This is a genomic window from Ruegeria sp. CDSC052, from assembly GCF_059610685.1.
Window position 1 is genome coordinate 157224 of record NZ_JBXWOB010000008.1, and the last position, 12934, is coordinate 170157.

The 12934-nt window shown below is 56.9% G+C and carries 11 protein-coding genes; 8 read left to right on the forward strand and 3 right to left on the reverse strand.

The features are described from left to right. Positions 1 to 10: 10 nt before the first annotated feature. Complete coding sequence (locus AC2FIM_RS14290; RefSeq protein ID WP_142637907.1) at positions 11 to 448, reverse strand: universal stress protein; 438 nt, start codon at positions 446 to 448, stop codon at positions 11 to 13. 188 nt (positions 449 to 636) lie between these two features. Here AC2FIM_RS14290 and AC2FIM_RS14295 point away from each other — a divergent pair, with 188 nt between their 5' ends. Then, entirely contained in the window at positions 637 to 1110 is a 474-nt protein-coding gene (locus AC2FIM_RS14295) for an Lrp/AsnC family transcriptional regulator (RefSeq protein WP_271950091.1), read from the forward strand. Here the strand turns inward: AC2FIM_RS14295 and pyk are convergent, their stop codons facing one another. Further along, positions 1111 to 2556, reverse strand: coding sequence for a pyruvate kinase (gene pyk, locus AC2FIM_RS14300; RefSeq protein ID WP_142637911.1), 1446 nt, complete (start codon positions 2554 to 2556; stop codon positions 1111 to 1113). Positions 2557 to 2689: 133 nt separating this feature from the next. Between pyk and AC2FIM_RS14305 the strand changes: the two genes are divergently transcribed. From AC2FIM_RS14305 to AC2FIM_RS14335, 7 genes are all read left to right on the forward strand, one after another. Further along, positions 2690 to 3427, forward strand: coding sequence for an N-formylglutamate amidohydrolase (locus tag AC2FIM_RS14305; RefSeq protein WP_142637913.1), 738 nt, complete (start codon positions 2690 to 2692; stop codon positions 3425 to 3427). A gap of 77 nt (positions 3428 to 3504) precedes the next feature. After that, positions 3505 to 3744 carry a DUF6868 family protein gene (locus AC2FIM_RS14310; RefSeq protein ID WP_142637915.1) on the forward strand — a complete coding sequence of 80 codons (240 nt, stop codon included), beginning with the start codon at positions 3505 to 3507 and terminating at the stop codon, positions 3742 to 3744. 88 nt (positions 3745 to 3832) lie between these two features. Next, the gene (locus AC2FIM_RS14315; RefSeq protein ID WP_142637917.1) at positions 3833 to 4147 is read left to right on the forward strand and encodes a DUF1244 domain-containing protein; all 315 of its coding nucleotides are present in this window, start codon (positions 3833 to 3835) and stop codon (positions 4145 to 4147) included. 286 nt (positions 4148 to 4433) lie between these two features. Beyond that, positions 4434 to 5600 (forward strand): beta-aspartyl-peptidase, encoded by a 1167-nt coding sequence (iadA, locus tag AC2FIM_RS14320; RefSeq protein WP_496708164.1) that lies wholly within the window; start codon positions 4434 to 4436, stop codon positions 5598 to 5600. Between the two features lie 55 nt (positions 5601 to 5655). Further along, complete coding sequence (locus AC2FIM_RS14325; protein WP_142637921.1) at positions 5656 to 6543, forward strand: cyanophycinase; 888 nt, start codon at positions 5656 to 5658, stop codon at positions 6541 to 6543. 22 nt (positions 6544 to 6565) lie between these two features. Continuing rightward, positions 6566 to 9361, forward strand: a complete 2796-nt coding sequence (gene cphA, locus AC2FIM_RS14330) for a cyanophycin synthetase (RefSeq protein WP_271950097.1) — start codon at positions 6566 to 6568, stop codon at positions 9359 to 9361. Between the two features lie 14 nt (positions 9362 to 9375). Further along, entirely contained in the window at positions 9376 to 11112 is a 1737-nt protein-coding gene (locus AC2FIM_RS14335) for a Mur ligase family protein (RefSeq protein ID WP_271950099.1), read from the forward strand. A 310-nt stretch (positions 11113 to 11422) separates the two neighbouring features. On the opposite strand, the gene AC2FIM_RS14340 is transcribed toward AC2FIM_RS14335, so the two are convergent. Continuing rightward, positions 11423 to 12391, reverse strand: a complete 969-nt coding sequence (locus AC2FIM_RS14340) for an NAD(P)-dependent oxidoreductase (RefSeq protein WP_271950101.1) — start codon at positions 12389 to 12391, stop codon at positions 11423 to 11425. Positions 12392 to 12934 lie beyond the last annotated feature (543 nt).

Sequence of the window (12934 nt, forward strand, 5' to 3'; positions counted from 1 at the left end):
TGTGCCTCCCTCAATTCACGACCGTGACCGGTACATCGGCATGCATTACAAGGTTTTGCGTTGAGCTGCCGAAGATACGCTTTTTGAGGCCATCCGCGGACGAGCGTCCAACGACAATCTGTACGGCCTTGCTGTCTACCGTGATGGCATTCAGCGTTTCAGCCACATCTCCGTGGCGCACCACTCCGGTCGCGGCGAAACCCGCGGCCTTCAGGGCGTCGACGGCGGGTGCCACCACCCGTGTCGTTGCTAGTTCAATCTCCTCCTCACGCCGCATGTGCCGCTTTGCGTTTTCTTCAGGTGTCTGAAAAGTGTAGGGCGACCATTCAATGACATATGCAACCAGAAGCTCGCATGAACCAATTCTTTCAGCCAAATCTTTGGCGAAGGCGATGGCACGTTCTCCGGATTCTGTCCCGTCCAGTCCTATGACAATTTTTGTTGTCATCTCGTTCCTCCATTTATTGTTCATTTGACCGGGGCCCGTGCCCCCGGCAGGGCAGCCGGAACTTGGAGCATTTATTGTAGACTGCCCTCAAGTCAGTATCAGGAAAAATCACTAGGAAATGGTATTATTTTTGGTCTATTCTCAGTAAATTATCCCATTATGCGCCAAAATTACAGGGAATTTACCTAATGGACAGAGAATTGGACAAGATCGATCAACGCATCCTGCAGGAATTGGAAGCCAATGGCCGCCTGCCAATCGTCGAGCTTGCCATGCGGGTAAACCTGACCAACACCCCGTGCTCAGAGCGTGTAAAACGACTGGAAAGAACCGGCTATATCACCGGATACAGCGCCGTTCTGGACAAGGAGCGGTTGGGTCTCGGGCATATGACGGTTGTGCAGGTTTCCCTGGCTGCAACGTCTGAGAACTCATTGGATAAATTCAACGATGCCGTGCGCGATGTAACCGAAATCGAAAGCTGCCTGATGGTGGCGGGGTCGTTTGATTATCTGTTAACCGTTCGCACACGCGACATCGCCCATTTCCGCCAGACCCTGGGGGAAAAGATCAATAAGCTTCCGGGCATTCACCAGACCAGTTCCTTTACCGTGATGGAAATCGTCAAGGAACCGGTCGGGCAGAATGTCATACCCGCCTGATCAGCCAGGATCCGTGTTATAGATCAGCCTTTCGTCGCAAGGCGCGATCCGCAGGATATTGGTCGTGCCGGGCACGTTGAACGGAACACCAGCGGTGACAACGATCTGATCCGTGTCAGTTGCAAATCCACCAGAACGAGCAGCACGGGCGGCGCTCACGACCGCCCCTTTGAAACGCTCAAGCTCGGGCGTCATTACGCAATGGCAGCCCCAGCTCAGGCATAACCGACGGGCCGTTCCCTTTGCCGGGGTCATTGCAATGATCGGAACTCCGGGGCGTTCGCGCGCGGTCAACAGCGCAGTTGTGCCGCTTTGAGTGAAACAACAGATGGCCTTGATATCCGTTTTCTCGGCAATTTCACGAGCGGCGGCGACGATGCCGTCGGCCACGGTAGTCCCTTTCGCCGTGCGCGATGCTGCGATAATCTGATCATAAGTGGGGTCGGCTTCGACCTCGATGGCGACCTTGTTCATGGTCTGCACGGCCTCGATCGGATATGAGCCAGCGGCAGATTCCGCACTCAGCATAATGGCATCCGTGCCTTCGTAGATTGCGGTTGCCACATCTGAAACCTCGGCGCGCGTGGGCATCGGGCTTTCGATCATGCTTTCCAGCATCTGTGTGGCCACAATCACCGGCTTGGCGGCGCTACGGCACCGGCGGACCAGACGTTTCTGGATCGGAGGCACCGCGGAAACCGGCAGCTCCACGCCCAGATCTCCGCGCGCAACCATAATGCCGTCAGAGGCATCGAGGATGTCGTCAAACGCTTCAACCGCAGCAGGCTTTTCAATCTTGGACAGGATCGAGGCGCGCCCATCGGCCAGTGCCCGAGCCTCAAAAACATCCTTGGCCCGCTGAACGAAACTCAGCGCCAACCAATCCACACCCAGCTGGCAGACGAATTCCAGATCACCACGATCCTTGGCGGACAACGCGGCCAAGGGCAGCACGACATCCGGCACGTTCACGCCCTTTCGGTTCGAAATTGTCCCGCCAACCTCGACGGTACAATTCGCATGATCCTGGCCGCAATCCTGTACGATCAGGCGAATTTTGCCATCATTGACCAAGAGGCGCGCACCGGGTTCCAGCGCAGCAAAAATCTCGGGATGGGGCAGGCATACGCGGCCTGCGTCGCCCGGGGCCGGATCCAGATCCAACCGAAACACGGCGCCCTCGATCAGCTCTTCCGCATCATTGGCAAATACGCCGACACGCAGCTTTGGCCCCTGCAGATCTGCAAGAATGGCGATAGGGCTGTCCAGATCCTTTTCGACCTGACGGATGATCCGGTGCCGCTCGCGGATTTCGTCATGGCTGCCATGGCTCATGTTCAGGCGAAATACGTCGGCTCCAGCTTCGTGCAATGCGCGAATGGTGTCATAGTCATTGGACGCCGGCCCCAGCGTCGCCACGATTTTCACATTTCTCAGGCGTCGCATTGACCTTGTTCTCCTCAAATCATGTCCTGAATTTGCGCGAATGTTACCGCAAACATCGACTCTGCCCGCTTATTGCGCAATTCCCTTTCCGAAGCAACTGTCCTAAACCTGCCGGAAACAACATGACAGGCTTATGACGTATTCTCCGTTTTTTATCCATGGCGCGGATCGCCCTTCCCGCTGGCTGATCACATGTGACCACGCGACCAATACTGTTCCACCGGGAATCAATGGTGGGGATCTTGGCTTGCCGCGTGAGGATATGGAGCGCCACATTGCCTATGACGTGGGCGCCTATGAAGTATCGAAACATCTGGGTGAAATTCTGAACGCGCCTGTGATCGCGGCGAATTTCTCGCGCCTTGTGATCGATCCGAACCGAGGCGAGGACGACCCGACTCTTGTGATGAAACTGTATGATGGGTCAATCATTCCCGGCAACCGTAACGCCGATGCGGATGAGCGCGAGCGGCGTCTGAACATGTGTTACCGCCCTTACCATAGGGCATTGGCTGAGCTGGCCGCACTGCCCCATGCGGTGATCGTGTCGATGCATTCCTTCACCCGGCAGTTGCGTGGACGCGAACCGCGTCCCTGGCATGTCGGTGTGCTGCACACTCCGGATGAGCGTTTTTCGCGCCCACTGATCCACCGGTTGCAGGCTGAAAAGGACCTATGTGTTGGCGTCAATGAACCCTATACTGGCGTTCTGCCGGGCGATGCGATCGACAAGCATTGCACTGCCTTTGGCCGCCCTAATGCGTTAATCGAACTGCGCAATGACCTGATCGCCGACCACGCGGGGCAGCGCGCGTGGGCCGAACGTCTGGGAATTGTCCTGGAAGACGCCCTTTCGCAAAGCGAATTGTGACTTTTGGTGGCTGAGAGCCTGCGCACCATTGAGCGACCACGCCCGAAACCCCATATATCAGGCGAAAGGAGGCGATCATGACGCAAGAGCTTTTGACATCTGTTTTCGGCTGGATGGCGGTGATCAACCTTGCTGTGTTACTATTTTCGACCCTGATGGTCGTGCTGATGCAGGATTGGGCGGCTGGCATCCATAGTCGGATGTTCCAAATGGACCGCGCGGATGTGAAACGTGCGTATTTCAGGTATCTGGCCAATTACAAAATTCTGGTGCTTATCTTTTCCATCGTGCCCTGGCTGGCGTTGAAACTGGCCTAGCGCACTGAGGTGTTGCTGATGATTGAAACGGCCCGCTTTGGTTGTTAGGTCATCTTGAACATATTGGGCAAGCATCCGGAGCGAGAACATGGACCAGAAAACTGAAACCGAACTTCAGGCCGCCGCATTCCGCAGGTTGCAGCAGCACCTGATGGAAGACAGGACCGATGTTCAGAACATCGACATGATGAACCTGGCCGGATTTTGCCGCAACTGCCTGTCGCGCTGGTATCAGGAAGCGGCCAATGAACAGGGCATTGAGATGGACAAGGACGAAGCCCGCCAGATCTTTTACGGGATGACCATGAGCGAATGGAAAGCCAAGTATCAGACCGAAGCCAGTCCTGAAAAGCAGGCGGCTTTTGAAGTCTCATTCGAAGAAAATGTCGGCAAAAAGAGCTGAACGTGAAAATAGAAAGGCCCACCATTTCGGCGGGCCTTTTCTCAGTGAGGCGGCTGTCAACAAAGGTTTCACGGCGTCCACTACATTCGCTTCTTACGGTTGTTCCGATCCGAAAGCGACTGGCGCGGCGAATTGCGCAAATGCCCAGCTTTACCTCAGCGCTCCTAAGATTTTGCCTTTAAGGCCTGCGCCCGACATTTACGCTTTCTCCGAATTAAGGGATGGTTCTTCTGCTGACTTTCAGTGCAAGAAAGGATGTCTTTGCTCTTACTGACGGGTATGAAACGTGTTGAAACTGATCAAGAATGCGCGGCTCTATACGCCTGAGCCTGTTGGTTTAGGCCATATTCTCACCGCGGGTGAACGCATTATTTACCTCGGTAGCACTCAACCCGAACTGCCGGATCCGCTTCAGGCTGAAGTCGTTGACGTCGAAGGTGCATCGGTTGTTCCGGGTTTGATCGACGGACATGCGCATATCACGGGTGGTGGCGGTGAAACCGGGCCAGCCAGCCGGGTGCCGCCGATGGTCCTGTCCTCGTTCACCCGTGCCGGGGTCACGTCGGTTGTGGGGGTATTGGGGACGGACGATCTGACCCGCAACACGCAGACGTTGGTGCAGCAGGCCTATGGGCTGCGGGAGGAGGGGCTTTCGGCTTGGTGTCACACTGGTGGCTATCACGTCCCTCTGACCACCCTGACCGGTTCCGCCCGGGGTGATATCGTATTCCTTGATCCGGTTATCGGTGTTGGGGAACTGGCGATCAGTGATCACCGGTCAAGCCAACCGACAATGGACGAGTTTCTGCGGATAGCAAGTGAGGCGCATGTCGCGGGCCTGATGACCGGCAAGGCAGGGATCGTGCATTGCCATATGGGCGACGGCGACAGGGGTCTGTCGATGTTGGGGCAGGCTATTGCGACCTGCGAAATTCCCGCACGCGTCTTCAACCCGACCCATGTCAATCGCAACAAACCCCTGTTTGAACAGGCCGTCGCGTTGGCGCGGCACGGATGTTACATCGACGCCACCGCGTTCCCCTGCGAACACATCGAGCCGGGCATTTCAGCCGCCGAGGCCTATATCCAATTCCGCGATCAAGGTGGCCGCGCGGACCGGTTCACCATCAGCTCTGACGGGGGTGGCTGCCTGCCGACCTTTGACCGTGAGGGCAATCTGACACGGTTTGGTGTGGGGTTGTCCGACACTCTGCCAGAAACGCTGCGCGAGCTGACCGACAAAGGAATGCCCCTGTCAGATGCGCTGGCCCCGCTAACGTCAAATGTCGCCGATCTGCTCAAGCTGCACCGAAAAGGCCGTTTGAACGTAGGTATGGACGCCGATCTGGTGGTTCTTGACGAAAACACCGCTGTGCGGCATGTGATGGCCCGGGGGGAATGGCATGTCCGCGATGGCCAGATAGCCCGGCGCGGCATGTATGAACAGATTTGAACGTCCGCGCGGTCCCCGGTGGCTGCCCGCTATAGCTCCGGAAGGTAGTTAAGATATGTGCCCTGCACCCATTGATGCAGAGACCCCGCGCGGGTTCATCATCCCGATCGGCGGTGGCGAAGACCGCGTCAAGGAAATGCAGATTCACCGCAAATTCGTGGAGCTGTCCGGCGGCGGCGATGCCGATATTGTCGTGATCCCGACAGCCTCGATGCTGGAAGAAACAGGGCCGGATTATAACCGCATTTTCTCTGAGCTTGGAGCGGGTCAGGTTGAGTTCCTGCCCATCTCGCGTCGCGCCGATTGCGACAATCCCGACTATGCCGAGATGTTGGACCGCGCCACCGGGATATTCATGACCGGCGGGAACCAGCTGCGCTTGTCGGCGATTCTGGGTGGCACGCTTGTTGCTCAGAAAATCCGGCGCCGGAATGCGGCGGGGATACCGATTGCGGGAACCTCAGCCGGGGCGTCGGTCATGTCCGAGCATATGGTTGCAGGCGGCAGCAGCAATTCCGCCCCAGCCGAAGGCAATATCACTCTGGCCCCGGGCATGGGTTTGACCAATGCAGTCATCATTGACCAGCATTTCACGCAGCGTAACCGCCTGGGGCGCCTGTTAACCGCCTCATCTTTCAACCCTTTCCTGATCGGGTTGGGCGTTGACGAAGACACGGCGGCCTTCATTGGGCCCGATAACGTCCTTGAGGTAGTGGGCAGCGGAACGGTCACTGTGGTGGATGCCAGCCATCTGACGCATTCATCGATGTGGGATGCCCGCCGCGGAGAGGCGTTGAGCCTTCTGGGACTTCGGCTTGACGTTCTGGGCGAAGGGTGCCGTTATGATCTGACGGCTCGCCAGGCGTTTCCGCCGGATGAGCATATGGCGTTCTGTACATTGCCGGACCTGTCCGGGGACGAGGGCGCCGGCGGGGGAAAATAAAAACTAACCAACAGGGTGCCTCATGAAAATAATTTCGACCAACGTCTTTGTCGGCCCGAATGTTTGGGCAAGTTTTCCGGTTATTCGCCACGTTATCGATCTGGGTATTCTGGAAGAATGGCCTTCGGCAAAAATTGGTTCGGAATTTATCGACGCTCTGGTCGCGGCACTTCCCGGTTTGGCAGAACATGGCTGTTCCTATCGCGAACCCGGCGGGTTCATCCGCCGCCTGCGCGAAGATGAGGGCACATGGCTGGGTCATGTGCTGGAACATTGCGCTATCGAGGTTCAAAACGTAGCCGGTACGGATGTGACTTTTGGCCGAACGCGCGGCACTGGCGAACCCGGCCAGTACAACATGGTCTATGAATACCGCCAGCGCGATGTCGGACTGGATGCGGGCAAGCTGGCGATGCGTCTGCTAATGCATCTGTTGCCACACTCCCTCAAGGACCAGGTGGATTACGATTTTGATCCGGATTTCAACTGGGATGATGAGTTACGCAGCTTTGTGCTGCGGGCGCAGCGTAAAGAATTTGGCCCCTCGACCGGCTCGTTGGTCAAGGCGGCACAAGAGCGGGACATTCCGTGGATCAGGCTGAACTCTGGCTCGCTGGTGCAGTTCGGACACGGGAAGTATCAGAAACGCATCCAGGCTACCATCACTTCTGAGACCAAACATATCTCGGTCGAGATTTCCTGCGACAAGGAAGATACCCACAATCTGCTGAACGATCTGGGCCTGCCGGTACCACAGCAGCGCATGGTCTATTCGGCACGCGAGGCGGCAAAAGCAGCTGGGCGTATCGGGTTTCCTGTCGTCGTCAAGCCGCTTGACGCCAATCATGGACGCGGTGTTTCGATCAATCTGAATTCGGAGTCCGAGGTCGAGGCCGGTTTTGCCGAAGCCAAGGAACATTCTCGCAGCAGGGCCATTCTGGTGGAAAGCTTCATCACCGGTTTTGACCACCGAATGTTGGTTGTGAACAACAAACTGGTTGCGGTGGCCAAGCGTGTCCCCGGACATGTCGTTGGAGACGGCACACACACGATTGCCGAACTGGTTGACATCGTGAACCAGGATCCACGCCGTGGCATCGGGCACGAGAAAGTGCTGACAATGCTGGAAATCGACAATCAGGCCAAACGCTTGATGGAGAATGCGCGCGTGACCGAAGAAACCGTGCTGCCGGAAGGCGAGATATTCTATCTCCGTTCAACGGCAAATCTTTCGACGGGGGGGACAGCGATTGATCTGACGGATGTGGTGCATCCTGACAATCGTGACATGGCCGAACGCGCCATAATGGCGGTTGGATTGGATGTGGGAGGTGTGGATTTTCTGATCGACGACATCACCAAATCCTACAAGGATATTGGCGGAGCTATCGTCGAGGTGAACGCCGCCCCGGGCTTTCGGATGCACGTGGCGCCGTCCGAAGGTCAGCCCCGCGACGTGGCGGGCAGGGTGATCGACATGTTGTTCCCAGCCACCGAAGAAACCCGCATCCCGATTGCGGCGATCACAGGCACCAACGGCAAGACGACGACCTCGCGGATGCTGGGGCATATTATGAAAACCAGCAGCAAGACCGTTGGCATGACCTCGACCGATGGTGTCTATGTGGACGGTAAACTAAGCGTCAAGGGCGACATGACGGGACCGAAATCCGCACAGATCGTCCTGCGTGATCCGGCGGTCGATTTTGCGGTGATGGAAACCGCACGCGGCGGGCTTGTGCGGTCCGGTCTGGGCTATCAGCGGTCGAACGTGGCGGCGTGTCTGAATGTCTCGGCCGATCATCTGGGTCTCGGCGGCATAAACACGGTCGAGGAGCTGGCCGTTGTCAAGCGCGTGGTGGTTGAAAGCGCTGTGGATACTGCAGTGCTGAATGCCGATGACATCAACTGTCTGAAAATGGCCGACTACGCTCAAGCGGATCAGATTTTCTATGTCACGACCAATCCAGCGCACAGTCTGGTCAAGGAACATATCAAGGCCGGCGGCAAGGCTATCGTGCTTGAAAAAGGCATGAATGGTGACATGCTGACCATCTATGACAACGGGCTTCATATCCCGGTTCTGTGGTCGCATCTGATCCCGGCGACGTTGGAAGGCAAGGCAATTTTCAACGTCCAGAATGCGATGTTCGCCGCCGCGATGGCCTATAGTTTCGGCGTGGACCTAGATAATATCCGTCATGGGCTGCGCACCTTCGACACCAGCTATTTTCAGGCACCTGGACGGATGAATGTCTATGACGAACATCCCTTCAAGGTGATCCTCGATTATGGCCATAACCCCGCCGCGCTGAAAGCGATGGCGGCGCTGGCCGATCAGTTAGAGATCAAGGGCCGCAGGCTGTGCGTGGTAGCGATGCCTGGCGACCGGCGCGACGAAGATATTGTCGATGGGGCCGCCGCCCTGGCCGGACATTTTGATCATTTCATCTGCAAGGCAGATGACCGCCGTCGCGGACGCGGGCATGACGAGGTGCCGCAGATGATGCGTCAAGCCCTGATCGACAACGGCGTGGATGCCGCAGCCATCACGGTCATCCCCGACGAGGTTGAAGCGGTCAGTGCCGCGTTGGTGCAGGCCGGACAGGGCGATCTGTTGGTGATCTTTGGTGATGACACAACGCGCTGCTGGAAACAGATCATCTATTTCAATTCTGATGGCGAAGAACCCGAGGTCGCACCTGTGGCAGCCCCCGCCGAAACCTCGTTCGAAGATATGTTCGAAGGCGACCAGAACCTGATCCGGGATGAGCGTGGCGTGCGTCTGGCCCGTGAAATCAGCGAAGACGCGGATTGAGCGGAGGCACCGGAATGGACCGGATCGAAGAGCTTGAGACCGCGCTGACAATAGAAAGCGCGACCGTTGACCATATTCAGGTGGATGACGCCCGGCGTCTGACCGGGCCGGGCCTGCTATGGAACCGACCCGGCGCTGTGATGGATGTTTTCTTCACTGATATCGACGCGACGCAGATCACCGACTTGTGGGAGAAGCATGCGCGCCGGGTTCTGGACGCACTGGGCTGGCAGGGGCAGGGTCTGATCCACCGTACCTTTACGGGCGGCGTCAATCTGGCGATCTCGGCACCGATGGATCAGCTCTATTCCGGGATATTCGCAGCGCAAACCGCCTGGCATTTCTGTGCTGCAGAACTGCTGGCATCCGAGCCCGGAGATTTCGATCAGATGGTTGCGGATGTCAAAGGCGTCATGGAAATGGAAGCCAATCCCGCACTGATCGCCTTGATTGCCGCGGCTGAGGCGCATGGCGTGGATATCCTTTGCGATGATGACGAGGTGTCGATCGGGCATGGTGCAGGCAGTCAGACTTGGCCTGTTGATGGGCTGCCCACCCCGGGTGAGGTGGACTGGTCTGCGCTGCATGATATCCCGGTCGCGTTCATCACTGGAACCAACGGCAAGACCACTACGACCCGGCTGCTTGAGGCTATCGCGCGCGCTTCGGGCAAGGTCGCCGGGCTAACCTCGACCGAGTTTGTCCGCGTGGGCGATGATATACTGGACCGTGGCGATTACTCGGGCCCCGGCGGCGGGCGGATGTTGCTGCGCGATAAAAGGCTGGAGGTTGCCTGCCTTGAAGTCGCCCGTGGGGGCATCCTGCGCCGGGGTCTGCCGACCCGCGCCGCCACGGCGGCGGCTGTCACCAATGTGGCCAACGACCATCTGGGCCAATATGGGGTCAACACGGTGCCGGAACTGGCCCAGGCCAAATTCGCCGTACATCGAACATTGGCCAAAGGGGGCGTGCTGGTCCTGAATGCCGATGATGACTTTGTCCGTGCCGAGGCAGAGAATACCTCGGCGAATATCTGGTGGTTTTCGCTGGACGCGCAGAACGACCTGATCCGCCAGGCGCGCGATGCAGACAGGTGCTGCGCCTATGTGCGGCAGGGTGATATCGTGTTTTTCGACGGTGCGGCGGAACAGGTGGTGATTGCAGTTTCCGATGTTCCCCTGACCATGGGCGGCGCTGCGAAATACAATATCCTGAACGCGCTAGCGGCCTTGTGCCTGGCTTTGGCGCTGGACTTGCCCGTTCAGGCGGCTCGGGATGGATTGGCCGGGTTCAAACCAGACGCCAAGGATAATCCAGGCCGTTGCAACGAGTTCCGATACAACGGGGCACGGGTCTTTGTGGATTTTGCACATAACCCGCATTCGATTTCCGCCGTTTGCGATGCGCTGTCGAGCTTGCCAGCAAAACGGCGTTTCATCATGCTCAGCCATGCGGGGGACAGATCGGATCAGGATATCCGGGACGTAACCGCGACTGCGCTGAATTTCCAACCTAACGTGGTCGTCGCAACCGAGCTGGAAGGATATCTAAGAGGCCGCGATTCGGGGGAAATTTCTGATCTGATCGAAAAGACAGCGTTGGAACATGGGTATGGTGCAGAACAAATACTCAGAGCCGCTTCGCCCACACAAGCCGCATCAATGATACTTGAAAAGCTACAACCGGATGATATCGCTTTGTTGCTGGTTCTGTCCGATCGTGACGCTGTTCTCGCTATGCTCGACGGGTAAGAACAGAGGCGCGTGTCGGGATCACAGAGAGGGCGTGTTAGGAAATGAGTTTTTGGGCGGTCGGCAGTCCACATCCGACGCCCTCACCCAGTGTCAATACGGCCCTGTCGGACCTTCGTCCCTATCGTATATCCGCCTCATCCTCGGATTTTTTGTTTTGCGCATTGCATCATACCGTCCCGCAATTCGAGGCCGAGTAAGCTGGTGCGACGCCGTTCAAAGGGCATTGAGCCTCTGAGCCTCTGAGCATTGGCCGTCGGGGCAGGTATGATACCTGCCCTCAACTTGCTCGTGGCTGCTGAAACGGGCTCTAGCTGCCGGCAGAGACGCGCGACGAACCCTGCGGGATCACCTCGTATCCAGGCTCTTCTGGTTCGTCATCCGCCATTTCCGCAGGGAAGCCGGGGGCAAGGATGGAAAGACCGGTGGCGTCCTCTAACCGGCGGATAATGTTGGGCGATAGCTCGCGATCGCCATAGCGTGCAATGCCGTCGTCAAAAATCTGGCAAATCAAGGGTGAAACTTCCAGCGGCACATTGTTTCGTTCGGCAATACTCTGGAACAGGCCCACATCTTTTTTCACCAGATCCATGGTGAATGAGATATCGCGCGAACCGTTCAGGATTACCTGGCTTTCGGTAACATGGGAAAAGCTGTTACCGGACGAAATTTTGATCGCCTCGTAGGCTGTGTTCAGGTCCATACCTGCAGCCTTCGCCGTCACCAACGCTTCGGCATTGGCGACCAGATGGACGGTGGCCAGATAATTGGTAAGTACCTTGAGCATCGAGGCGCTGCCAAGCTCACCGGTATGCAGGATACGCCGTCCCATTGTCTTCAGCAACGGCAGAACTCGCTCGAACGTTGAGCGGTCACAGCCCGCAAATATCGAGATATTACCAGTGTCGGCGCGGTGGCAACCGCCAGATACCGGGCAATCGACTGCGGCACCACCGGCGGCGATGACGATACCGCCAAGGCGTTCGGCTTCGGCTTGGTCAGTGGTAGACATCTCCAGCCAGATCTTGCCTTCTTTCACCTCTGGCAGCATCTCCTGCAAGACAGCGTCCGATGCGGCAGGCGAGGGTAGGCAGGTGATGACGACATCGCAATCACGCATCAATGCTGCGGCATTTTCCGCCAACTTGGCACCCTTGTCCGCCGCCGCTTCCATCAAGTCGCGGTTTAGATCAAGAACCGTCAGGTCGATTCCGTTCCGCAAAAGGCTGCCTGAAAGCTTTCCGCCGACATTACCAAGTCCAATGAACCCTACTTTCATCTTCTATTCCTTCCGAGTGTACGAAAAATCCAAACAAACAGATCCGCTAGGTGAGCGGTCGATAAGCGATTCCCGAGAACAAGGTGCCACCGACCCCTTTGTCTGATGAACGACGTTGGAACCTGCAATAACGCCAGGACCGGCCGCGTTTGCCACAAAGTCGAAGCCAAGCGCCGGATTGGCCACGAATGCGGCAATCCTGACTTTCGTCGATGAGACGTCTGGTTTGATCAAGTCCAGATTCCCTGTTCGGATTTGAGACAATTCAAAAACTTGTATCGCGACCTGAGCCGCAAGTGAAAATGATAAAACAGGCTATCTACCACAAAAATTATTTGTCTCTAGATTAGATCAAACCCAATACGCATAGTTGGTTACGCAGCTTCGAGGTAGCGGCCCGACATTTGAACGTTTCGCATATCGATGTCGACCTGTTCAAAGCTTGGCTGCGTGGACAGTTTGCCCCGGCTTAGGTTCTGGACCTATTAATTTGGTTGCCGTCATCCCGCCTGCGTGATTCATACCCGTGAGTTTCAGGGGTAT